Raw genomic sequence first — 22,969 nt, forward strand, 5'->3', positions numbered from 1 at the left:
TCCCCCGACCCCTCCCGCAAGCGGAAGGGGAGAAGAAGAAGACAATGAACGACAACCTCACTCCCAAGACCATCGTCGCTGCGCTCGACGCGCACATCATCGGCCAGCACGACGCCAAGAAGGCCGTCGCCGTCGCATTGCGCAACCGCTGGCGCCGCCAACAGCTCAGCGCCGACCTCCGCGACGAGGTCACGCCGAAGAATATCCTGATGATCGGGCCCACCGGCTGCGGCAAGACGGAGATAAGCCGGCGACTGGCCAAGCTCGCCGACGCGCCGTTCGTCAAGGTCGAGGCGACCAAGTTCACCGAAGTCGGCTATGTCGGTCGCGACGTCGAGCAGATCGCCCGCGACCTGGTCGAGGAAGCGATCCGGCTCGAAAAGGAGCGCCGCCGCGCGGCGGTCAAGGACAAGGCCGAGGAAGCGGCGATGGGCCGGCTTCTCGACGCGCTCACCGGCAAGGACGCCAGCACCGCGACGCGCGAGGCGTTCAAGCAGCGCTTCCACGACGGCGTGCTCGACAATACCGAGATCGAGATCGAGGTCGAGCAGGCCGCGGCGGCACCGTTCGAAGTGCCGGGCGCGCCGATGCAGATGATCAATCTCGGCGAGATGATGAAGGGCCTGGGCGGTTCGCCGCTCAAGCGCCGCAAGCTCAATGTCCGCGCCGCCTGGGACAAGCTCGTCGAGGAGGAGGCCGACAAGCGCCTCGACCAGGACGAAGTCAGCCGCCAGGCGCTCGCCGACGCCGAGGCCAACGGCATCGTCTTCCTCGACGAGATCGACAAGATCGCGGTCAGCGACGTGCGCGGCGGGTCGGTAAGTCGCGAGGGCGTCCAGCGCGACCTGCTGCCGCTGATCGAGGGCACCACGGTGGCGACGAAATACGGACCGATGAAGACCGACCATATCCTGTTCATCGCCAGCGGTGCGTTCCATGTCGCCAAGCCGAGCGATCTGCTCCCCGAGCTTCAGGGTCGCCTGCCGATCCGCGTCGAACTCAAGGCGCTGACCGAGGAGGATTTCGTCGCGATCCTGTCGGACACCAAGGCGAGCCTCGTCCAGCAATATGCGGCGCTGCTCGGCACCGAGGGCGTGCGGATCGATTTCACCGAAGACGGTATCCGCGCGGTCGCGAAAATCGCCGCAGAGGTTAACGGCGAAGTCGAGAATATCGGCGCGCGCCGACTCCAGACGGTGATGGAGAAGCTGCTCGAGGAAGTCAGCTTCGATGCCGAGGACCGCTCGGGCACCACACTGGCGATCGATGCGGCCTATGTCGACAAGCAGCTCGCCGCGGTCGCGCGCAATACCGACCTGAGCCGATACGTGCTGTGATCTTCTCTCCCCTCCCTCTATGGGATCGAGGGGTGGGGTAGAAAAGGTCGGGCTCGATGCCCGGCCTTTTCTCTTTCACCGGCTGCGTCGCTGTGCTCGCACCCACCCTACCCCTCCCTTTCAGGGGGGAGTGGAAGGCGGACGCCGCTTGGCCTATTCCTTCACGTACGGCGTGAATTGCCCGAACCGGCAATAGGCGCCCGGGATCTGGCTCCCCCGGTCGACCGGGCGGAACAGGTCGTTCTTGCAGATCTGCGTCCCGTGCAGCTCGATTACCAGCAGATCGTCGGGGTCGAGCGACGGGCAGTCGGCGGCGAGGTCGTTGCGCCATATGCGCTTGCCGTCGCGGTACAGGATCGTGCGTTTATCGACGATCTGCGGGCCGTTGACGCTCGACGGCGAGAACAGGCAATCCTGTGGCTTGCCCGCGACGCGGCCGTCGAGCGCTTCGGCCAGGTCACGCTGCGCCTCGGCCTGGCGCGATGCCTGGAGCTCGGCATTGCCGGTGCAGCTGGCCAATGCGAGCAGTGCGGCAACCGGCAGCAAGATGGTTCGACGGATCATCGCGGTGTCTCCTCACGCCCCAGCCGCGACATAAACGGCTCAGCCGCGAAAAGCATCCTTGGCGGCACGGCGCTCGGCGAGGATTTCGACGCTCGCGGCACGCAGGAACGGGTTGGTCGCGGCCTCGAGCGCGATCGTCGTCGGCACGGTTGCCTCGCCGGCGCCGCGGGCGCGATCGACGTCGTCCATCCGCTCGCGGATCGCTGCGTTGTCGGGCTCCGCGACCAGCGCATAGCGGCCGTTCGACTGGGTGTATTCGTGCGCGCAATAGACAACCGTCTCGCCCGGCAGCGCCCCCAGCCGCTGCATATTGGCGAACATCTGCGCTGGCGTCCCTTCGAACAGCCGCCCGCAGCCCATCGCGAACAAGGTATCGCCGACGAACACCAACGTGTCTTCAGCGAAGTGATAGGCGATATGCCCCGCCGTGTGCGCGGGCACCTCCAGCACTGTCGCGACATGCGCGCCGAGCCGCACTTCGTCGCCCTCGGCGACCAGCCGGTCGGCGGTCGGGATCTTCGCCGCCTCGGCCGCAGGCGCGATCACCGGGACGTTCCAGCGCGCCTTCAGCTCGGCATTTCCGCCAGTGTGATCGGGATGCCAATGCGTGTTCCAGATCGCATGCAGCTGCCAGTTCCGCTCGGCCAGCGCCCGTTCGACGCCGGCTGCCTCGGCCGGATCGACCACGATCGTCTCTCCCGAGGCAGAATCGTGGACCAGCCAGATGTAATTGTCGCTGAGCGCGGGGATTCGGACGATGTCGAGCATGGCGGCAATCTAGGCGCGCGCAGCCCGCTGCGCCATACTCAGCTGCTGACGCGGCTGCGGGCGATACGCTGGCTGCCCTGCTTGACCACGGTCCGGTTGCACTTGGCGAGATCGATCGGTTCAGGCTCGATGCACAAAGGGGTCCCGGGCACCACGCCCGCGAAGCGGCGGCTCTCGCCCTTGCCGACATCGCCGCGCACCGGACTCGCCGCGTCGAAGGCGACATAGCACACGTCGCTGCTCGATTCGAGGCACGCCACCGTCGCCGCACTGCCATCCGCTTCGATCGATACCGTGAGCGCCGCGCGCTCGCCGCCGCCGCACCCGGCGAGCAGTAGCAATGCCAATCCCGGGATGACCGATCGTATCATGCTGCCTCCAGTGTATTGCGCGTATAATACACTATCGTGGGAGGCTTGCAAGCGCCTCCTCGACAAGCAATCGGGTCAGCGCCTCTGCCGGCATCGTGCGTGCGAGCGCCGCGCCCTGGCCCGCCCATAATGGCGAATAGTCCCCCCTGCCCCCGGCTTCGGCCGCGGCCCGCAAGGGCGCGAGCGCCGTGGCCGCGTGCGGAAATGCCGGCACGGCCGCTGAAATCGGCCCGAGTGCGTCGATCAGCCGGTTGTGGAATCCCCGCGCCTCGCGTCCGGTCAGCACATTGGTGAAAACCGTCTCGGCCTCACTACCCAGCAGCGCGCGATGCGTCGGCGATGCCAGGCTCTCGGGCGTGGAGAGATAGGCCGTGCCGAGCTGCGCCGCGCTTGCGCCCAGCGCCAGCGCCGCGGCGATTCCGGCGCCGTCCATGATTCCGCCCGCCGCGATCACCGGCACGTCGACCGCCGCGACGATCCGCCGCACTAGCGCCAGCGCTCCTACCGGCCGATGGCCTTCGAGGAACCAGCCGGCATGGCCGCCCGCCTCACCCCCCTGCGCGATCACTGCGTCGCAGCCCTGGCGCGCGAGGAAACGCGCCTCGTCGGCCGTCGTCGCATTGCCGAATATCTTGGCCACGGCCTTCACTCGCGCGAACAACGCCGGGGCCGGCAAGCCGAAATGGAAGCTGACGATATCCGGCTTCACGCTCTCGACCGCTTCGCACAATGCCTCGTCGAACGGTCGCCGCAGCGCCGCGGCGCCCGTCGGCGGCGTCACCCTCTCCCGGGCATAGAAGGGCGCGAGGGCCGTCCGCCACGCACGATCGTCGGGCGCGTCCTCGATTTCGTGGCAGAAGAAATTGAGGTTGAGCGGCCCGTCCGCCGCCGCACGTACTTCCGCCACCTGCGCGCGCACCTGCTCCGGAATCAGCATCGCGCAGGGCAAGGACCCCACCGCGCCGCCGCGGATCGCCGACACCGCCAGCGCGACGCCGCCCGCCCCCGCCATCGGCGCCTGGACGATCGGCGCCGCCGCGCCGGTCAGCGCGCGAAAGCGGCCGGCGGGATCGGTCACCAGACCCCGGTGTTCGGCATCGATGCCCAGGGCTCGGCCGGCGCAAGCGGTTCGCCTGCCTGCAGCAGCTCGATCGAGATATCGTCCGGCGTGCGCACGAAGGCCATGTGCCCGTCGCGCGGCGGCCGGTTGATCGTCACGCCGCCGTCCTGCAGCCGCTGGCAGGTCGCGTAGATATCGTCGACAAGGTAAGCGAGATGCCCGAAATTGCGCCCGCCGGAATAGACTTCGGGCGCGCTGCCGTCCTCGGCAGGCCAGTTGTAGGTCAGCTCCACCTCGGCATTGGCGCGCTGGCCTTGGCCGTTCGAATCCTCGGGCGCGGCGAGGAAGATCAGCGTGAAGCGTCCCTTTTCGCTCTCCATCCGCCGCACTTCCTCGAGCCCGAGCAGTTTGAAGAAGCGCACGGTCGCTACAGGATCGGTGACGCGGATCATCGTGTGGAGATAGCGCATGGGAGCTCCGGAACAGGGGTTTCCGGCGAGATAGGACCGCGATGCGGCGAGGCCAACCCGAATCCGCGCTACTTCTCGCTCGCTCCGAACTGCGCCAACGCGTTGCGCGCCGAATCGGCGATCGGGCCTCCCGGCGCAAGCGTTAGCACCTGCCCCCAGGCTGCGCGTGCGCCGGCTTCGTCGCCGTCGCTCGCGGCGATATTGCCCGCCTCGAGCTGGACCTGCGGATCGTCGGCAGCGCGCTTGAGCGCTTCGGCGATGTCGGCCTTGGCGCGCGTGAGGTCGCCCTGCCGCCGCGCGAGCGTCGCCGAGAGCAACCATGCCAGCGGGTCGGCCTTGGCGTCGGCGAGCGCGCGGTCGAGATCGGCGCGCGCGCCCTCCATGTCGCCGGCCGCGACCAGCGTCCTGGCGCGATCGAGCCGTGCCTCGCCGAGCGCCAGCCCCGTTAGCGTCCCGCTCGCCAGCGCCGCGTCGAGCGCCGCGCGCGCCTTCACGGGGTCGCCGGCAGCCAGCCACGCATTGCCTGCCTGCGCCCAGTAATTGGAAGAACGCGCATCCTTGGCCGTCTCGGCCTCCCGTGCCGCTTCCTCGAAGGCGGCAGCCGCCGAGGGCCAGCGCTTCTGATTGGCATAGGCAACGCCGAGGCATTGCCGCGCGAGCATCCCGCCGCCTTCGGTGCGCCACTGCGCCGCGCTGGCGACGCCCTGCGACGGGTCGCCGGTGGCGAGGTCCATGCACGCGGCGTAGCGCGGCGGTTCGGACGCGCCGGCGGGCGCCGCAGCCGCGGCGGCCTGGAGGGTCAGGAGGGCGAAGAACATAAGGTGAGCACATCCTCGACCGCGCGGACGATCAGCGCGAGGTCATTCTCGCGCGAGAGCCGGTGGTCGCCGTCCTTGACCAGCACCGTCTGCACCGCGTCTGAACGGAACAGCTCGGCGAGCCGCGCGGCGCGCTCCCAGGGGACTTCCTTGTCGCGCTGCCCCTGGAGCAGCCGCACCGGACCGTCGAACGGCACCGGCCCGATCATCACGCGATTGGCCTCGCCCGAGGCCCAGAAGCCGCGCGTCGTCACCGTCGGCGCGTCGCCATAGTCATTGGGCTGCTCGATCCGGCCGTGCTGGAGGATCGTGAGCTTGTCGGCCTGGCTGAATCCCCAATCGGTGAAGTCTGGCGCGGCGGCGATCCCGACCAGACCGACCACTTGCTCGGGACGCGCCTTCGCGACGAGCAGCATGATCCAGCCGCCCATCGACGATCCGACGAGCACCACCGGACCCTGGACCACCGCATCGATCACCCGCAGCGCATCGTCGCGCCATGAAGCGAGCGTCTGGTCCTCGAAATCGCCCTCGCTCTCGCCGCAGCCGGCATAGTCGAAGCGCAGGAAGGCGCGGCCGTTCGCTTGCGCCCATTGCTGGAGCGCCAGCGCCTTGGTGCCGTTCATGTCGGAGGCATAGCCGCACAGGAACATGATCGTCGGCCCGCGGCCGGGGGTGTGTCGGTAGGCGAGCTTCGGGCGGTCGGGGGCGTCGGGTTCGGTCATACGAGCGGATTAGGGAGGTCCGCCGCCATCAGCAATCCTCCCCCGCGGTACGGGGGAGGATAGGCCGCGTCAGATCCCGGCGTTGAAGGTGTCGCACTGCGCGGGATCGCCGCTGTCGAGGCCGCGCTGGAGCCATTGCTTGCGCTGCGCCGAAGTGCCGTGGGTGAAGCTGTCGGGCACCACTTCGCCCTGGCCCTGGCGCTGGAGCGTGTCGTCGCCGATCGCATTGGCGGCGACCATGCCTTCCTCGATGTCGCCGGGCTCGAGCCGGCCGCTGCGCTTGGCCCAGACGCCGGCATAGCAATCGGCCTGCAGCTCGAGCAGCACCGACAGGTGGTTGCCTTCGGTCCGCGATGCGCGATTCTGCGCCTGGCTGACCTTGTCCGAAATGCCCTCGAGATTCTGGATGTGGTGCCCGACTTCGTGCCCGACGACATAGGCGCGGGCGAAGTCGCCCTTGGCGCCGAAACGCTTGTCGAGCTCGTCGAAGAAGCCGGTGTCGAGGAACACGCCCTTGTCGCCCGGGCAATAAAAGGGCCCGACCGCGGTCGAGGCCTGGCCGCAGGCCGACTGCACCGAATTCTGGAAGAAGTTGATCGTCGCGGGCTGGTAGCGCTGGCCCTGCTGCGCGAAGACCTCGCCCCAGACCTGCTCGGTGCTGGTCATCACGCGGCACGCGAACAATTCGGCCTGGGTGTCGCAGGCCTTGGCGGCGCCCTGGGTCTGGCCCTGGCGCGTCTGCGTGCCGCCGCCACCGCCGAGCAGCCCGCCGCCGCCCATCGAGAAGAAGATCAATGCGACGATCCCGATCAGCGCGATCCCGCCGCATCCCATGCCGCGCCCGAGCAGCAGCGGCAGCAGGCCGAGCAGCCCGAAGCCGCCGCCCCCGCCGCCGCCCGAACCCCAGTCGCGCGCATTGTCGGTGGGATCGAGATCGTCGAGCCGCATCGGCCAGTCCTTTGTCGTTAGGTCCCCGCAACAATGCGCGAGAAGCCGGAGCGTTGCACGCCCTTCCCACGCCGAGGATTGCCTCGCCACCGCCAATCCGCCAAAGCCCGCGCATGGCCGACGCCGAACCTCGCCCGCGCCGCCGCGTCGCCGGACTGCCGCTCCCGGACTGTGTCGCTTTGGTGCTCCAGGGCGGCGGCGCGCTCGGCAGCTTCCAGGCCGGGGTAATCGAAGCGCTGGGCGACGCGCGGATCGAAGTGGATTGGGTCGCCGGCATCTCGATCGGCGCAGTCAATGCCGCGCTCTTTGCCGGCAACCCGCCCGAGAAGCGCCTGGCCGCGATCAAGGCGTTCTGGGACGGCGTCACCGGCGCGCTGCCTGACTTCTCGATTCCCTTGAGCGACACTGCGCGCGAATTCTCGCACGAATGGGCGGCGGCGACGGTGTTGATGGGCGGCGTCCCGGGATTCTTCCGCCCGCGCCCGGTCCCGCCGGCCTTCGCCACGCCCGGCACGCCCGGGGCACTCAGCTTTTACGACAGCGCGCCGCTCGCCGAGACGCTGAACGCGCATATCGACTGGGACCTGCTCAACAACGGGCCAGTGCGGCTCTCGGTCGGCGCGGTCGATATCGCCAGCGGCAATTTCCGCTATTTCGATACCCAGGACGAGCGGCTCGACGCGCGGCACATCATGGCCTCGGGCGCGCTGCCGCCGGGGCTTCCACCGATCGAGATCGACGGCAGATATTATTGGGACGGCGGGCTCGTCTCGAACACCCCGCTCACCCACATCCTCGACCGCCAATGCGAAGACACGATCGTCTTCCAGGTCGACCTTTTCCCCGCCGCCGCCGATCTGCCGCGAACGATCACCGACGTGATCGCCCGCGAGAAAGAGATCCGCTTCTCGAGCCGCACCCGCCAGGTCTCGGGCGAACGGTTGCGGCTGCGCAAGGAGCGCGAGGCGATCCGCCGGGTTCTCGCCAAGCTGCCCGCCGATCTGGCCGACGATCCCGATGTCGCGGCATTGCGCATCCTCGCCGACGAGAAGCCGCTGAGCCTCGTCCATCTGATCTACCGCGCCAATGCCTGGGAGGGCGGATCGCGCGACTTCGAATTCTCCGCGCGCTCGATGCACGAGCATTGGCAGGCCGGCCGCGCCGCAGTCGCGGAGACGATGGCGAACGCCCAGCTCGTCGCGCAGAACATCCTCGACGGCAAGACCGCCGCCTTCGATCTCACCCAGCGTTAGGAGTTTCCATGTTCCTCAAGGGCAAGTCCGCGATCGTCACCGGCTCGACTTCCGGCATCGGTCTCGCTTACGCGAAGGCGCTCGCCGCCGAGGGTGCGAGCGTGATGATCAACGGCTTCGGCGACGCGTCCGCGATCGAGACCGAACGCGCCGCGCTGGAGGCGACCAGCGGCGCCAAGGCGCTCCACGACCCTGCCGACATGTCGAAGCCCGATCAGATCGCCGCGATGGTCGCGCGCGCGGAGAAGGAACTGGGCAGCGTCGACATCGTGATCTCGAACGCCGGCATCCAGCACGTCGCCCCGATCGACGAATTCCCGATCGAGAAATGGGATGCGATTATCGCCATCAACCTGAGCTCGACCTTCCACCTGATGCGCGCCGCCATCCCCGGCATGAAGGCGCGCGGCTGGGGCCGGATCATCACCACCGCGAGCGCACACAGCCTCGTCGCGAGCCCCAACAAGTCGGCCTATGTCACCGCCAAGCACGGCATCGCCGGGCTCACCAAGACCGCCGCGCTCGAAGTCGCCGTCCACGGCATCACGGTCAATTGCATCTCGCCTGGCTATGTCTGGACGCCGCTGGTCGAGAACCAGATCCCCGACACGATGAAGACGCGAAACCTCACGCGCGAGCAGGTGATCAACGACGTCCTGCTCGACGCCCAGCCGACAAAAGCCTTCGTCCAGCCGGAACAAGTCGCCGCACTCGCGCTCTTTCTGTGCAGGGACGAAGCGGCGCAAATCACTGGCGCCAATTATTCGATGGATGGCGGCTGGACCGCGGCGTAAGCCGGGGCAAAAGGGGATCGCGAATGAAGTGGATGCTGCCGGTTGCCATTGCCCTCGCCGCGGGCCTCGGAGGCTGCAGCGTCTATCGCGAAGCGACCTCCTCCGCGCCGCCGACCAATGTCCGCTGGCAGAACGTCGCCACCGCCGCCGATCGCGACCGGATGCGCGACTGGCACAAGGCCTGGGACGAGGCGCTGCCGCCTGCGCGCAAGGCCGACGCCAAGGCGATCGCCGCCGAACCGGTGTTGTTCGATCCCGATCGCGCGCTTCCCGACGCGTCGCTGCCGCAAGGGGCCTATCGCTGCCGCACCTTCAAGCTGGGAGGCAAGGGCACTGCGATGCGCGACTTCACGGCCTATCCGTGGTTCGATTGCCGCGTCGCCGATGAGGGCGAAGTCAAGAGCCTGCACAAGATGACCGGCTCGCAGCGGCCGACCGGGCTGATTTTCCCGCACGACGCCAACCGCCAGGTCTTTCTGGGTACGCTCGTCCTCGGCGATGAGACTTCGCCGCTGCGCTACGGCGTCGACGCCGATCGCGACATGATCGGCTATGTGGAGCGCATCGCACCCAAGCGCTGGCGGCTGGTCTTCCCGCGCCCGCGGTTCGAATCGGTGCTCGATGTAGTGGAACTCGTTCCGGCGCCCTGACGGACGCCGGCGGCGCCGGTTACGTCAGTCCCAGAGCCGGGCGCGATAGGCCTCGAAGCAGCGCGCACCGCATTTGAGCCGGATCAACGCGCCCTCGGCCATCGCAGTGGCGCGGCGCGGATCTTCCTCGACCGCGGGGCGGATCGCCTCGCGGTTCCAGTCTTCGCTATGCTTGATGTCGAGCACGGCATGGAGCGTGAAATAGCGCGCTTCCTTCGGACTCAGCCCGACGCGCTTGAGCCCTTCGGCGACGAGCGCCGAGCGGCCGGGCGCGGTCAGTTCGACGACGCCGAGCGCGCCGACCGAGTGCCAGGCATAGCGGCGGTTGGCCGCCATCGCCGTCATCGCATTGGCGAGCGCCAGGCTCTCCCAGACGGTATTCTCGATCACCGGATTGACCTCGAGCGTGTCGACCAATGCGTCGAGCATCGGGCCGTGCATGCCCTTGGCCGTGCCGTGGCCCATTTCGTCCCAATAATTGCGCGCAAGCTCTAGCTTGGGTCGCACCGGCAACTTGACCTGCGTCATCGCCACCAGATCGTCGAACCCGGCCTCGCCGGCGGCTTCCTGCTCGAAGAACCATCGAAGCTGATCTCGGTCCGCAGTCTCTGCGAGCCAGGGGAACAGCGGATCGCCCTGGCCGGGCCCGCGTGCCTTCAGCCCCTCGAACCAGTCGATGAACCCTTCGACGTCGGTCGGGGCGGCAGCCGCTTCTTCGGCGATCTCAGCGCGAAGTTCTTCGAGGAAGCCGCCCTCGAGCCGCTGCATCCGGAGGTCGCGCTCGAAAGTCCGGCTCCAGTCATCGCTGGGGAAGCCAGGCTCAAGGCGTTCACGATTCCAATGCGCGAGCCCGCGCTGGAAGCTGTCAGTAAGAAATTGCGAGCCCGCATCATTTGCGAAGTCGCTCGGACGTGTAGCCATGTTGGAATGCTCTCCTGCCGATGTCCAAACCGGCAGGCAGCCTCGATTGTTCCCCGAACGAGTCCGAAATGACCGCCAAGGGATTGCAATTTAATCTAAATCAATCAGACCGCCGATGTGTCCATCGCTTCGTCGAGGCGGCGTAGGTCGGCGCCGCGCGTTTCGCGGCCGAACCACGCCACCAAGGCCAGTGCGAGCAACGTGGGGACCATGATCGCCGCCGCGGCCCAGCCCATCGCCGGCACCAGCGCCGTGATCGACAGCGCCTGGGCGAGAACGCCACCCGCCTTGGTGCACGCCGCCACCCAGCCGGTGGCGCGGCCGCGCACGCGCATCGGGAAGCTCTCGGCCGTATAGGGCAGCACGATCGCGATGATCCCGTTCGACCCGACGATCAGCAACGCCACCGGCAGCACCGGGCTCATCCCGCCGACGAGTTCGAGCCACATCACACCGACCAGCCCCAGAAAGGTGAGCCCGATCACCGCGACGAGCGACCCTTTGGTGCTCCATCGGCTGTAGAGGAAAGCGCAGAGGAACACCGTCGGGAAGGCGATCAGCGCGGAGGCGGCGAGCAGCTTGCTCGACACCGCGACCGAATAGCCCTTGCTCACCAGATCGGCGGGAAGCCAGAGCAGCAGCCCGAAATTGATCAGTCCCCAGGCGATCGCGGCAGTCGATAGCGCGACCAGCTTGCCGATGAGCTTCGCGCCGGTGAGCGGGACATGCGCCGCGCTCGCTTGCGGCGCGGCCGTGGACGCGGTCACTTTGCGCATTGTGGATCCAAACCGCGCCATTACCGCTGCCGCCTCGGCACGCCGGCCGCGGGCTAGAAGAAACTTGGCCGATTCGGGAATGAAGACGCCGAGCAGGACGAGCAGCAGCCCGGTGGGGAGGTTGAGCAGCCAGAGGATCCGCCAGCCGAAGATCGGCTGGAGCAGCGCCGAGGCGCCGCTCGCCGCGAAATAGCCGCCGACCGCGCCGAGCCCGCCGACCAATACGAGGCTCCAGCCGCGGTGCCGGCTCGGCATCATCTCGGCGAGCAGCGCGTAGGTGACCGGCAGCATCCCGCCCGCCGCCGCGCCCATCATGAAGCACATGCCCATATTCCAGGCGAGGCTGGGCATCGCGCCGCAGATCGAGGTGCCGACGAACATTACCGCCGAGAGCAGGATCGTCGCCTTGCGCCCATAGATGTCTGCCAAGACACCCCAGAGCACCGATCCGGTCACGGTGCCGCAAAGCGCGAAGAACGGCACGAGCGACACGGTCGCTTTGGGCACGCCATATTCGCTGATCATGCCCGGGACGGTGAAGCCCAATGCGGCGGGTTTCATGATGTCGATGATCAAGGCGACCACCAGCACCGCCATCAGCGTCCAATGCGCAGGCCCGAGATGCGCGTCTTCGGGTGCGGCAATCTCGAAATCGCCGCGCGCGGCCAGGTGCGCCGACACGTCGCGCGGCAGCAGGCCCCAGGCGGCGACAAGGCAGCCGGCAATGATCAAGCCCATGCCGCCGACCATGTCCCAGCCCATCGGCATGCCGGCGAGCATGAAGTGCATGTGCCGGCCCATCAGGAACATCGGCACGTGCATCAGCACCCCGGCGGTGACCGCCACGCAGCCGAGCACGAAAAGCCACACCCCGCGCCGATCGATGAACGTGCTTCTCGCCTGCATGCCTGTCCGCTCCCCTGCCCCCGCCATAAAGAAGGTCAGCCCGAAGGCAAAATCGTGTCGCGTTCATAATCCCCCTCCCAGCTCGCAGGGAGGGGAAGGGGGTGGGTGCGCGCGTCTGCGCCCTCAGAAGACTCTTCGAGCCGCTCGTCGAAACAGCCGCGGGCGAGGCATCGAGCCTCGCCCGTGGCTATCCACCCCTACCCCCTCCTTTGCAGGGAGGGGAATTGAACGGCCAGCCTAGCCCAGCGCCTCGACCTGCTCGGCGAGTTCGAGCCAGCGCATCTCCGCGGCGTCCTTCTCGTCGCGCAGCTTGCCGATGCCGTCGCTCAGCGTCGCGAACTTGCCCGGATCGCGCGTGTAGAGGTTGGGATCGGCCATCGCCGCCTCGTCCTTGGCGATCTGCGCCTCAATCTCCTCGATCCGCTTGGGCAGCAGGTCGTAGTCGCGCTGGTCCTTGTAGCTGAGCTTGGTCGCCTTTGCCTTGGGCACCTCCGCGACGGGCTTGGCCGCCGCCTTTTTGGGCTCGACGCGCTGGGTGCGCCGCGCTTCCCAATCGGCATAGCCGCCCGCGACGACATCGACCTTGCCGCTGCCGTCGAGCCCCAGAGTCACCGTCACCGTGCGGTCGAGAAAGTCGCGATCGTGGCTGACGATCAGCACCGTGCCGGCATAATCGGCGATCACTTCCTGGAGCAGGTCGAGCGTCTCGAGGTCGAGATCGTTGGTCGGCTCGTCGAGCACCAGCAGGTTCGACGGCCGCGCGAATTCGCGCGCGAGCAGCAGCCGCGAGCGCTCGCCGCCCGACAAGGTACCGATCTTCGCGTCGGCGAGGTTGGGCTCGAACAGAAACTCCTTGAGATAGCCGTGGATGTGCTTCTTGACTCCGAGCACTTCGATCCACTCGCCGCCCTGGGTCAGCACGTCGCGCACCGTCTTGGCCGGGTCCATCAGGCTGCGCTGCTGGTCGATGATCACTTCGTCGAGCGTCTTGGCCAGCCGCACGCTGCCCTCATCGGGCTCGAGCTGACCGGTGAGCAGCTTGAGCAACGTGGTCTTGCCCGCGCCGTTGCGGCCGACCACGCCGACCCGGTCGCCCTTGGTGATGCGCAAGGTCAGATCGTTGATGATCGTGCGGTCGCCGAAGCGCTTGGTGATGTTCTTGGCGTCGATCACCACCTTGGTCTGGGCACCGTCGGAACCGATCGCGAGCTTGGCGGCGCCCTGGGGGCCCATCATGGCGGCGCGCTCGGCGCGCATCTCCTTCAGCTTGGTCAGCCGGCCCTGGTTGCGGCGACGGCGACCGGTGACGCCGCGCAGCAGCCAGTGCTCCTCGATCTTGAGCTTGGCGTCGAGCCGCTGGGCGTTGCGCTCCTCCTCGGCATAGACCTGCTCGGTCCACGCCTCGAACCCGCCGAAGCCGATCTCGGCGCGGCGGATCGCGCCGCGATCGAGCCACAAGGTCTGGCGGGTCAGCCGAGTCAGAAAGGTGCGGTCGTGGCTGATCGCGATGAACGCGCCGGTATAGCGGCTGAGCCAGCTCTCGAGCCAGTCGATCGCGGCGATGTCGAGATGGTTGGTCGGCTCGTCCATCAGCAGCACGTCGGGGTTCTGCGCGAGCGCGCGGGCGATCGCGGCGCGGCGCCGCTCGCCGCCCGACGCCGTCGCCGCCTCGCGTCCGAGATCGATGCCGAGCTGGTCGGCGATCGCCTCCGCCTCGTAACGTTCAGGGGCGTCGTCGCCGGCCAGCACGAAATCGAGCAGGGTCGCGAAACCGGCGACCTGCGGATCCTGTTCGAGCAGAACGACATGCGTCCCCGGCACGATTGTCCGGCGGCCCTCATCCGAATCGATCCGCCCGGCGATCAGCCGGAGCAGGGTCGACTTGCCCGCACCGTTGCGCCCGATCAGCGCGAGCCGGTCGCGTTCGCCGATATAGAGGTCGAGCCCGCGGAACAGCCAGCCCGAGCCCTGGATCAGTCCCAAGCCCTCATATGCAAGTACAGGTGCAGCCATGGCGGCCACCTAGGATGCACGCGCCCGGCCCGCAAGTTGCCCGCGGCTGACGGGCGCGTTCAGGGGCTATTCAATGGCCCACCCCTATGCCAGACGCATGAAGATGCTGGTTAAGCCCGTTTTCTGCGCGTGTCTGGCTGCCCTCTCGCTCGCCGGGAGCGCCGCCGCGCATGCGCAGGACAGCAATCAGGAAGCCGCCAGCCAGCGCCGCCTCAAGGGACAGAACCTGCCGGTGCGCGAGATCGAGCGCCGCGTCATTCCCCGCATGCCCGGCGCGCAATATCTCGGTTTCGATTACGATTCCGCAACGGACATTTACACCTTCAAATTCCTGCGCAATGGATCGGTGATCTGGGTCGATGCCGACGGGCGCACGGGGAACATCCTGCGGCGCACGGGCGATTGAGCGCCGGCACGGCAAGGGCATAGGGACCAACGCATGCGACTATTGATCGTCGAGGATGAACCCAATCTCGGACAGCAGCTCCGCAACGCGCTCGAAGGCGCGGGCTATGCGGTCGACCTCGCCACCGATGGCGAGGAAGGGCATTTCCTCGGCTCCACCGAACAATATGACGCGGTTATCCTCGATCTCGGCCTGCCCGAGATCGACGGGCTGACCGTACTCGACCGCTGGCGCAAGGAAGGCAAGACCACGCCGGTGCTGGTGCTCACCGCACGCGACAGCTGGTCGGACAAGGTCGCCGGGCTCGATGCCGGCGCCGACGATTATGTCGCCAAGCCGTTCCAGACCGAGGAACTGATCGCCCGGCTGCGCGCGCTGATCCGCCGCGCCTCGGGCAATGCCTCCGCAGAACTCATCGCCGGCGACATCCGCCTCGATACCCGCAGCGGCAAGGTCACCAAGGCCGGCGAGCCGGTCAAGCTCACCGCGCAGGAGTATAAGCTGCTCAGCTACCTGCTCCACCACAAGGGCAAGGTGGTCAGCCGCACCGAGCTGATCGAGCATATCTACGACCAGGATTTCGACCGAGATTCGAATACGATCGAAGTCTTCGTCACGCGCATCCGCAAGAAGCTCGGCCCCGACGTGATCACCACCATCCGGGGCCTGGGCTACAGCCTCGAGGAACCCGCGGACGCCTGAGATGGACCAGGAAGGGGACAGCGTCCCGTCCCCGGTGAGCGACGCGGCGGTCGCCGAGCCGCAGCCGCGTTACTATGCGCCGCGCGCCACCGGCTCGGTCAGCCGGCGGATGCTGCTGATCGCGAGCGCATGGATCTTCGTGCTGCTGGTGGGCGGCGGCGTCGCGCTCGACCGCATCCTGACCACGGCGATCACCCGCAACTTTGACGAGCAGCTCGATTATCTGCTGACCTCGATGATCGTCTCCGCCGAACTGGGACCGAGCGGCGAAGTGGTGCTAAATCGCGAACTGGCCGACCAGCGCTTTCTCGAACCCGGGTCGGGCGCCTATTGGCAGATCAGCGGCAAGGGCTTCGAGCCCTTTCCGTCACGCTCGCTGTGGGACCGCAAGCTGCGGGTCAACCAGCGTCACGACGACCGCGAGCTCCACATCTACAATAGCGACGAGTTCGTCGACAAAACCCCGCGCGCCGACCGCGACCCCAACGACCCGAGCAATCAGATGCTGCGCATCGCCGAGCGCGACCTCAAGCTGCCGGGCTCGCCGGTGCGCTGGAAATTCCAGGTCGCGCAGAGTCGCGACGGGCTCGACGCGCAGATCGCGACCCTGCGCCGGACGCTGATCCGCAGCTTCGTGCTGCTCGGTCTCGGGCTGATCGTGATGGTCGGGCTGCAGACCTGGTACGGGCTGCTGCCGCTGCGCAAGGTCCGCAAGGAAATCGCCCGGCTGCGCGCCGGCAAGGCGAAGCGCATCGAGGACCGGATGCCCGCCGAAATCGCGCCGATGGTCGACGAATTGAATGCCCTGGTCGAGCATAACGATCGCCAGGCCGAGGAAGCGCGGCGCCACGCCGGCAACCTCGCGCATGCGCTCAAGACGCCGCTCAGCGTGATCATGAACGCCGCCGCCGCGGGGCAGGAAGACCTGGCCCCGACGATCATCCGCGAGGCGCGGACGATGCGCCGCCAGATCGACCACCATCTCGCGCGCGCCCGCGCGGTCGGCCGCCGCGGCAGTGCGCACAGCCGCGCGGCGGTATGGCCCTCGGTCGAGGCGGTCGAGCGCGCCGTCGCGCGGCTCTACCCCAATGTCCGCATCGACGTGGACGGTAGCAAGGACCTGATCGCGCATATCGAACGCCAGGACCTCGACGATCTGCTCGGCAATCTGGTCGAGAACGCCGCGAAATATGGCGGCGGCAGCGTGTTCATCACCGTCCGCATCGATTCCGGTTTCGTCGAGATCCTCGTCGAGGACGACGGACGCGGCATCCCCGAGGCCGACCGCATTCGCATCTTCGACCGCGGCGTCCGGCTCGACAGCGGCAAGCCCGGCACCGGCCTCGGCCTCGCGATCGTCCGCGACGTCGCCGAGATCTACGACGGCACGGTGAGCCTCGAAGAGAGCGAGGATCTGGGCGGGCTGCTGGTCCGGCTGCGTCTGCCGGCGGCAAGCTGATCGCCGGCTCCCGAATTCCTACAGCGCGACTCGGCGTGAGCACTGAAGCAGTACGCCGAGGTGGTTCTGGCGGTCCCTAAATTGACTAAGTTGACGGAGTCGCGATTCTTCTCGCAATCTTATTGCGCGGGCGAAGTCCTATTTTCCGGCAATATGAAAGAGCGGTCGACAGCGAGCCGACCGCGCTAGCCAAGCAGGCTAAATCCTACATTGCAAGGTGGACAGCCGCGGGGCGAGGTTGGGGCCTATAAGCAGACCAGCGTCAAACGCCCCACTTGTGACCGGCTTCTTCTAGCCCTCTCCCGCTTTCGCGGGAGAGGGTTGGGTGAGGGCCTTCTTCTTCTGCCTCGTCAGCCCAGCCGATCCGCGTTTAGCGCTGCCATGATGGCCTCCCGCACGCCGTCAAGATTTTCCAGGATCTCGTTGTTCCAGAATCGGAGGACCCGATAGCCTCGGTTCTTCAAAAAGTGCGTGCGCCGGGCATCGACTTCAACGTCCTGCTGGCTGCCGTCCACTTCGACGATGAGCCGCGCCTCCACGCACAGGAAGTCGACGACGAAGGGCTCGATTGTGGCTTGGAAGCGGAACTTGTATCCCATCAGCCGCCGGTTGCGCAGCGAGCCCCATAGCAGCCGCTCGACATCGGTAGCATCCTTGCGGAGCTGCGAGGCATGGCGACTCGTCTGTCGGCGAACGGACGTACGCATGCAGAATGAAGTAGAAGAAAGAAGACCCTCACCCAACCCTCTCCCGCGAAAGCGGGAGAGGGCTAGAAGGCAGCTTTCCACCTATCTCGGAAGTTCAGCCATCACGACGAAGCGACCGTAAATACTTTGCCGGCCCGATATCGTCGCCGTTCCCGCGAGAGCGCGGATCGCAATGTACGGCGAAGCCGCAACGGCTCTCGCCTCAAAGCCCCTTCATCGCCCCCGCCGCGATCGCCAGGCTCCGCTTGCGCGCGTCGTGGTCGAACATCGCGCTGGTCAGGATCAGTTCGTCGGCGCCGGTGCGCGCGATGAAGGCGGCGAGCTGCTCGCGCACGCGCTCCGGCCCGCCGATCGCACTGGCCAAGAGCACTTGTTCGAGCATCGCATTGCCCTGCGCGCCCAGGGTGTCGCGATAGCCGCGCACCGGCGGGGGCAGCTGGATGCCGCGCCCGGTGCGGATCGCGACGAAGGCCTGTTGCTGCGAGGTGGCGAGATATTCGGCTTCGTCGTCGGTGTCGGCGGCGAAGACGTTGAAACCCAGCGCCAGATGCGGCTTGTCGAGCACCGCCGAGGGGCGGAAGTTGCGGCGGTAGAGGTCGCCGGCCTCGTCGAGCAGCCCCGGCGCGAAATGCGAGGCGAAGGCATAAGGCAGCCCCAAAGCCGCGGCGAGCTGCGCGCCGAACAGGCTGGAGCCGAGGATCCAGAGCTTCACGTCGGCGCCCGCGCCGGGCGTGGCGCGGATGCCGGTGCGGCCGTCATCGGCGAAATAGCTCTGAAGCTCGACCACGTCCTGCGGGAATTCGCTGCCGTCGCTGGCCATGCCGCGGCGGATCGCGGCAGCGACGCGCTGGTCCGACCCCGGCGCGCGGCCGAGCCCGAGATCGACCCGGCCCGGAAACAGCGCGTCGAGCGTACCGAACTGCTCGGCAACCTGCAGCGGCGAATGGTTGGGCAGCATGATGCCGCCCGCACCGACGCGAATCGTCGAGGTCGCGGCGCCGACATGCGCGATCACCACGGCGGTCGCGGCGCTGGCGATCCCCTCCATGCCGTGATGCTCGGCGACCCAATAGCGCGTGTAGCCGAGCTGTTCGGCGTAGCGCGCAAGATCGGCGGCATTGGCAAGCGACTGACGGGCGCTTCCGCCCTGGATGATGGGAACGAGGTCGAGCAGGGAATAGGCTGTCATCACCTGGAGATGGGTGGCGACGGCGTGGATCGCTAGCCGAAGCTTTGCTTCGCGACTGACAAGGCGGACTGGCTTGGCTCCTCCCCTGCCGTTACCAGCCCAAAGTCAGCCGCACCGCGCCGCCCTTGTCGCTGGGGAAGGACGCGAAGTTTCCGGGATTGCGGCGCAGGAAAAGATTGCTGCTCAGATCGCCGCCGAACAGCGGCCAACTGTAGCGCAGTTCGTAATCCACTTCGCGGCCCTCCGGCGCGAGATTGAGAAAGCTCTTGTCCCACGCGCTGACCGCCATCGTCGAATAGTCCCAATCGGCCGGCAAGGCGATGCCGAGCCCGCCGCTCGACACGCGCAGCGGCTGGGCGATTCGGAAGCCGAAGCTGTCGCCGCGCGCGAAGACCCCGTCCTTGCCGATATCGGCCGCGAAGGCATTGGTGCGGATCGATCCGCTGCCGTGCACGCCGCTGCGCAGCCTGGCGTCGGTCCAGCCCTGGCGCATCGAGCCGCCGAGCGACCAGCCCGCATCCGTTGCGTAGCGCAGCCCGAGATCGAGGAAATTGCTGTCGGCCCGCGCCGCGCCGAGGCCGCCGCTGAAGCGCGCGCCGAGCACGGTGTCGCGCTCGCTGAGCCGGGTCAGCGACAGGCCGGCCCGCAGATCGCCGATGCGGCGATCGAGCCCGAGGGTCGCGCGCCAATAGCCCGAGCGCTGGGCATCCCAGCGGAGCGCCGCGAACTGCGTGTCGCGGCGACTGAGCACCTGGCCCTGCTCCTGCGCGAAGCTGACGCCCCAGCGCCCGAACGCCTGGCGGAGCGCCGCCGAGCCGGTCACGTCGACATCGAACCCGGCGCTGTGCAGCGGATCGCGTGCCACGAGGAAGGCGGGCTCGTCGCGGCCGGCGAGGCGTGCGGTGAGCGTGCTGCCGGTCTCGGACGCGCCGATCGCGAATTGTGCCTTGCTGCCCAATCTACCGCTCACCGTCGCAGCGAGCATCCGTGCGCCGCCGGCGTCGCGGGTGCCTATGCCGAGCTGCTCGATCCGGATCGTATCGCGGCTCGGGACGAGCGAGACCGCGACGGACAGGTCGCGGACGCCCACCGAGAAGCTGCGCTGGCGCGTCGCCATCAGCGCCGGAAGCCGGCGCGCCGGGCCCTGGCGGGCGATGCTGCGCGCAAGGTCGGTGGTGAAGGCGCGATCGAACGAGTCGAGCACGACGGCGCCGAGTGCACCCTGCTTGGCGTCGCCCATCGGGCCGGACAAGGCCGCGTTGATCCTCGCCGAGACGACACCGGTCGATCCGGCAAGCGACGTCGTGCCGACCGGCTGGAAGGCGCGCGTGAGATCGAGTGCGCCGTGCCCGTAGACCGAATCGACGCCGGCATCGCCGAGGTCGCGCGCGGTCGCATAGAGCAGCTGGACGATCTGCGCACCGGTGAGGTTGGGGAATGCCTGGGCGAGCAAGGCCACCGCGCCGGCGATCTGCGGCGCCGAGAAGGACGTGCCCGACCACAGCATCGGGGAGCCGTTCTCATCGGGCGCGCGCACGCGCTCGCCGAGCGCGGTCAAATAATGGCTCGCGCCGGTGCCGGCGCGGTTGCTGAAGCTGGAAATCTGATCGCCGGTGCCCACCGAGCCGGCGATGATCACCATGCCGCGCGCATTGGCGCTCGCCGCGATGCCGCCGGCGAAGGGGTCCGGATTGACGCCCTCGGGCTTGTCGCCGTCATTCCCCGCCGAGATCACCACGACGATCCCCGCCGCGGTGGCGTTGCCGATCGCCTGGAGCAAGCGCGATCCTGGCGAACCGCCGCCCAGCGAGATGTTGATGACGCGCGCGCCGCCGCTACGGGCGGCGTCGACCCCTGCGGCGATGGCGTTGTCGCCGAAGCTGCAGCCGCCGTCCTCGCTGGTATCGGCACAGCTGCCCGGTGTATCGGCGCGCGCGACGATCAATTGCGCGTCGAAGGCGACGCCGTGGGTGCCGGCGTCGTTGCGTCGTCCGGCGATCGTGAAGGCGACCGCGGTGCCGTGGCCGCCCTCGTCGTCGATCGTGCCGTTGCCGGCCGCCGCGATCGACGCGCTGGTGATCCGGCAGTTGCCGGTGCCGACGCCGCCCGAGCAATCGCCGAATTCGGCGCTCTGGAGGTCGATGCCGCTGTCGATCACGCCGACGCGGATTCCCGCGCCGGTGCCGCCATGCTGATAGGCGGTGAGCGCGTTCATCGCGACGGCGCCCGCGGTCGCGCGATATTCGCTGGTGTCGTAGCTCATCGTCGGCACGGGCGCCGGCGTTGGCGTGGGAGTCGGAACGGGGGTCGGCGTGGGTACCGGCGTCGGCGTCGGAGTGGGTGCGGGCGCCGCTACCGGAGGCGCCGGAATCGGGTTGACGCCGCCCCCGCCACCCCCGCCGCCGCAAGCGGCCAGCGTCGCAAAGCCGGCGAACACAGCGCCTTGCATCAGTCGCGCACGAAATGCCGCCTGCATCTTCCTCGTCCCTGCCCAGGATGCACGGCAATGCAGATAAGTTCTGCATGGTTTACCGTGACTTAATGCAATCCATCCCTGCCGCCTTGCAGCACGCGCGTCCACTCCGTAGAGCCCCGCTCCGATGCTTCCCGCGCTAGGCCATATCCGCAACTGGATCTTCGATCTGGACAATACGCTCTACCCGGTGCGCGCGAACCTCTTCGCGATGATCGACGCGCGGATCGGCGACTATGTGCGGACGCTGCTGGATTGCTCGCCCGAGGAGGCGCATCGCATCCAGAAGGGCTATTTCCACGCCCACGGCACGACGCTGTCGGGACTGATCGCCGAGCACGGCGTCGATCCGCACCATTATCTCGCCGACGTCCACGACGTCGACATGACCGTGCTGGAGCGCAACGAGGCACTGATCGAGGCGCTGGCCCGGCTGCCCGGGCGCAAATTGGTATTCACCAACGGCGACGCGCCTTATGCGAGCAAGGTGCTTGACCGGCTCGGGCTCGGCGAAACCTTCGAGGCGATCCACGACATCCACGCCACCGACTATCGCCCCAAGCCCGACCCTTCCGCCTATCGCGGGCTGTGCGACGCCTATGGCCTCGACCCCGCGGAATCGCTGTTCGTCGAGGACATGGCGCGCAACCTCAAACCCGCCAAGGCAATCGGCATGACCACCGTATGGATCGACAACGGTTCGGAACAGGGCGCCGACGAGGACCGCAGCTTCATTGACTACACCGTCGCCGATCTCGGCGACTGGCTGCACCAGATTTTGGGAGACTGACGTGACCGACCTCGCCACCACGATCGACGCCGCCTGGGAAGATCGCGCCGCACTCGGCTTCGACACCAAGGGACCGGTGCGCGAGGCCGTCGCCGAGGCGCTGGACCTTCTCGACAGCGGCGTCGCGCGCGTCGCCGAGCCGACCGAGGACGGCGGCTGGCAGGTCAATCAGTGGCTCAAGAAAGCGGTGCTGCTGAGCTTCCGGCTCAACGACAACGTCGTGATCCAAGGCCCCGGCGACTCGGTCTGGTTCGACAAGGTGCCGAGCAAGTTCGCCGGCTGGGATGAAGCCGCGTTCCGTAGCGCCGGCTTCCGCGCAGTGCCCGGCAGCATCGTGCGGCGCGGTGCGCATATCGCCAAAGGCGCGGTGCTGATGCCGAGCTTCGTCAATATTGGCGCCTATGTCGGCGAGGGCACGATGGTCGACGGCTGGGCGACGGTGGGCAGCTGCGCGCAGATCGGCAAGAACGTCCACCTTTCGGGCGGGGTTGGCATCGGCGGGGTGCTCGAGCCGCTCCAGGCCGACCCGGTGATCATCGGCGACGGCGCGTTCATCGGCGCGCGCGCCGAGGTGGCCGAGGGCGTCCGCGTCGGCGAGGGCGCGGTGCTGTCGATGGGCGTCTATCTCGGCGCCTCGACCAAGATCATCGACCGCGCCACCGGCGAGGTCCACCGCGGGCACGTGCCGCCTTATTCGGTGGTGGTACCCGGCACGGTGCCGGGCGAGGCGGGCAAGCCGGGGCTGTACTGCGCAGTGATCGTCAAGACGGTCGACGCGCAGACGCGGAGCAAGACCGGGATCAACGAATTGCTGCGCGATTGACTCCCTTCCCCTGCCTGCAAGGGAGGGGCTAGGGGCGGGTAGAAAA

At 67.8% G+C, this 22,969-nt stretch carries 23 protein-coding genes; 9 read left to right on the plus strand and 14 right to left on the minus strand.

The window, feature by feature from the left end; genetic code table 11:
- Positions 1-44 precede the first annotated feature (44 nt).
- Positions 45-1,337 (plus strand): ATP-dependent protease ATPase subunit HslU, encoded by a 1,293-nt coding sequence (hslU, locus tag AC3WJI_RS19150; RefSeq protein ID WP_492758892.1) that lies wholly within the window; start codon positions 45-47, stop codon positions 1,335-1,337.
- Between the two features lie 153 nt (positions 1,338-1,490).
- Here the strand turns inward: hslU and AC3WJI_RS19155 are convergent, their stop codons facing one another.
- From AC3WJI_RS19155 to ypfJ, 8 genes are all read right to left on the minus strand, one after another.
- Positions 1,491-1,901 carry a hypothetical protein gene (locus AC3WJI_RS19155; protein ID WP_492758893.1) on the minus strand — a complete coding sequence of 137 codons (411 nt, stop codon included), beginning with the start codon at positions 1,899-1,901 and terminating at the stop codon, positions 1,491-1,493.
- A 39-nt stretch (positions 1,902-1,940) separates the two neighbouring features.
- Positions 1,941-2,669, minus strand: coding sequence for a hydroxyacylglutathione hydrolase (gene gloB, locus AC3WJI_RS19160; RefSeq protein WP_492758894.1), 729 nt, complete (start codon positions 2,667-2,669; stop codon positions 1,941-1,943).
- A 38-nt stretch (positions 2,670-2,707) separates the two neighbouring features.
- Positions 2,708-3,040: a hypothetical protein gene (locus AC3WJI_RS19165; protein ID WP_492758895.1), complete on the minus strand. Its 333-nt coding sequence runs from the start codon at positions 3,038-3,040 to the stop codon at positions 2,708-2,710.
- Between the two features lie 31 nt (positions 3,041-3,071).
- Positions 3,072-4,118: an NAD(P)H-dependent flavin oxidoreductase gene (locus AC3WJI_RS19170; protein ID WP_492758896.1), complete on the minus strand. Its 1,047-nt coding sequence runs from the start codon at positions 4,116-4,118 to the stop codon at positions 3,072-3,074.
- The gene (locus tag AC3WJI_RS19175; protein WP_492758897.1) at positions 4,115-4,570 is read right to left on the minus strand and encodes a VOC family protein; all 456 of its coding nucleotides are present in this window, start codon (positions 4,568-4,570) and stop codon (positions 4,115-4,117) included. Before AC3WJI_RS19175 ends, AC3WJI_RS19170 begins: the two co-directional genes overlap by 4 nt.
- 68 nt (positions 4,571-4,638) lie before the next feature.
- Positions 4,639-5,388 carry a tetratricopeptide repeat protein gene (locus AC3WJI_RS19180; protein WP_492758898.1) on the minus strand — a complete coding sequence of 250 codons (750 nt, stop codon included), beginning with the start codon at positions 5,386-5,388 and terminating at the stop codon, positions 4,639-4,641.
- Entirely contained in the window at positions 5,370-6,113 is a 744-nt protein-coding gene (locus AC3WJI_RS19185; protein WP_492758899.1) for an alpha/beta hydrolase, read from the minus strand. The genes AC3WJI_RS19180 and AC3WJI_RS19185 overlap by 19 nt, the downstream gene beginning before the upstream one ends.
- A gap of 69 nt (positions 6,114-6,182) precedes the next feature.
- Positions 6,183-7,061, minus strand: coding sequence for a KPN_02809 family neutral zinc metallopeptidase (gene ypfJ, locus AC3WJI_RS19190; RefSeq protein WP_492758900.1), 879 nt, complete (start codon positions 7,059-7,061; stop codon positions 6,183-6,185).
- 113 nt (positions 7,062-7,174) lie between these two features.
- Here ypfJ and AC3WJI_RS19195 point away from each other — a divergent pair, with 113 nt between their 5' ends.
- Genes AC3WJI_RS19195 through AC3WJI_RS19205 form a run of 3 tightly spaced genes read left to right on the plus strand, consistent with a single transcriptional unit; the run spans position 7,175 to position 9,758 of the window.
- Positions 7,175-8,314: a patatin-like phospholipase family protein gene (locus tag AC3WJI_RS19195; RefSeq protein WP_492758901.1), complete on the plus strand. Its 1,140-nt coding sequence runs from the start codon at positions 7,175-7,177 to the stop codon at positions 8,312-8,314.
- 8 nt (positions 8,315-8,322) lie between these two features.
- Complete coding sequence (locus AC3WJI_RS19200; protein WP_492758902.1) at positions 8,323-9,108, plus strand: 3-hydroxybutyrate dehydrogenase; 786 nt, start codon at positions 8,323-8,325, stop codon at positions 9,106-9,108.
- 23 nt (positions 9,109-9,131) lie between these two features.
- Positions 9,132-9,758, plus strand: coding sequence for a DUF4893 domain-containing protein (locus tag AC3WJI_RS19205; RefSeq protein WP_492758903.1), 627 nt, complete (start codon positions 9,132-9,134; stop codon positions 9,756-9,758).
- Positions 9,759-9,782: 24 nt separating this feature from the next.
- On the opposite strand, the gene AC3WJI_RS19210 is transcribed toward AC3WJI_RS19205, so the two are convergent.
- The 3 genes from AC3WJI_RS19210 to AC3WJI_RS19220 form a co-directional block, all read right to left on the minus strand.
- Entirely contained in the window at positions 9,783-10,679 is an 897-nt protein-coding gene (locus tag AC3WJI_RS19210; protein ID WP_492758904.1) for an iron-containing redox enzyme family protein, read from the minus strand.
- Between the two features lie 104 nt (positions 10,680-10,783).
- Positions 10,784-12,361, minus strand: coding sequence for an MFS transporter (locus AC3WJI_RS19215; RefSeq protein ID WP_492758905.1), 1,578 nt, complete (start codon positions 12,359-12,361; stop codon positions 10,784-10,786).
- A 237-nt stretch (positions 12,362-12,598) separates the two neighbouring features.
- Entirely contained in the window at positions 12,599-14,374 is a 1,776-nt protein-coding gene (locus AC3WJI_RS19220; protein ID WP_492758906.1) for an ABC-F family ATP-binding cassette domain-containing protein, read from the minus strand.
- A 73-nt stretch (positions 14,375-14,447) separates the two neighbouring features.
- Between AC3WJI_RS19220 and AC3WJI_RS19225 the strand changes: the two genes are divergently transcribed.
- From AC3WJI_RS19225 to AC3WJI_RS19235, 3 genes are all read left to right on the plus strand, one after another.
- On the plus strand, positions 14,448-14,780 hold the full coding sequence (locus tag AC3WJI_RS19225) for a hypothetical protein (protein ID WP_492758907.1): 333 nt from the start codon (positions 14,448-14,450) through the stop codon (positions 14,778-14,780).
- Between the two features lie 33 nt (positions 14,781-14,813).
- Positions 14,814-15,482: a response regulator transcription factor gene (locus AC3WJI_RS19230; protein WP_492758908.1), complete on the plus strand. Its 669-nt coding sequence runs from the start codon at positions 14,814-14,816 to the stop codon at positions 15,480-15,482.
- Positions 15,483-15,591: 109 nt separating this feature from the next.
- A complete protein-coding gene (locus tag AC3WJI_RS19235; RefSeq protein WP_492758914.1) occupies positions 15,592-16,941 on the plus strand; it encodes a sensor histidine kinase in 1,350 nt (449 codons plus the stop codon).
- Positions 16,942-17,291: 350 nt separating this feature from the next.
- Here the strand turns inward: AC3WJI_RS19235 and AC3WJI_RS19240 are convergent, their stop codons facing one another.
- From AC3WJI_RS19240 to AC3WJI_RS19250, 3 genes are all read right to left on the minus strand, one after another.
- Entirely contained in the window at positions 17,292-17,648 is a 357-nt protein-coding gene (locus tag AC3WJI_RS19240; RefSeq protein ID WP_492758909.1) for an endonuclease domain-containing protein, read from the minus strand.
- 202 nt (positions 17,649-17,850) lie between these two features.
- Positions 17,851-18,837 (minus strand): LLM class flavin-dependent oxidoreductase, encoded by a 987-nt coding sequence (locus AC3WJI_RS19245; RefSeq protein WP_492758910.1) that lies wholly within the window; start codon positions 18,835-18,837, stop codon positions 17,851-17,853.
- Positions 18,838-18,928: 91 nt separating this feature from the next.
- A complete protein-coding gene (locus AC3WJI_RS19250) occupies positions 18,929-21,286 on the minus strand; it encodes a S8 family peptidase (RefSeq protein ID WP_492758911.1) in 2,358 nt (785 codons plus the stop codon).
- Between the two features lie 151 nt (positions 21,287-21,437).
- On the opposite strand from AC3WJI_RS19250, the gene AC3WJI_RS19255 reads away from it, so the two are divergent.
- Together AC3WJI_RS19255 and dapD are read left to right on the plus strand one after the other, a co-directional pair.
- The gene (locus AC3WJI_RS19255) at positions 21,438-22,100 is read left to right on the plus strand and encodes a pyrimidine 5'-nucleotidase (RefSeq protein ID WP_492758912.1); all 663 of its coding nucleotides are present in this window, start codon (positions 21,438-21,440) and stop codon (positions 22,098-22,100) included.
- Between the two features lies 1 nt (position 22,101).
- Positions 22,102-22,923 (plus strand): 2,3,4,5-tetrahydropyridine-2,6-dicarboxylate N-succinyltransferase, encoded by an 822-nt coding sequence (dapD, locus tag AC3WJI_RS19260; protein WP_492758913.1) that lies wholly within the window; start codon positions 22,102-22,104, stop codon positions 22,921-22,923.
- The last annotated feature ends 46 nt before the right edge of the window (positions 22,924-22,969 follow it).

It is taken from the genome of Sphingomonas sp. FW306-1B-B10E (assembly GCF_058782005.1).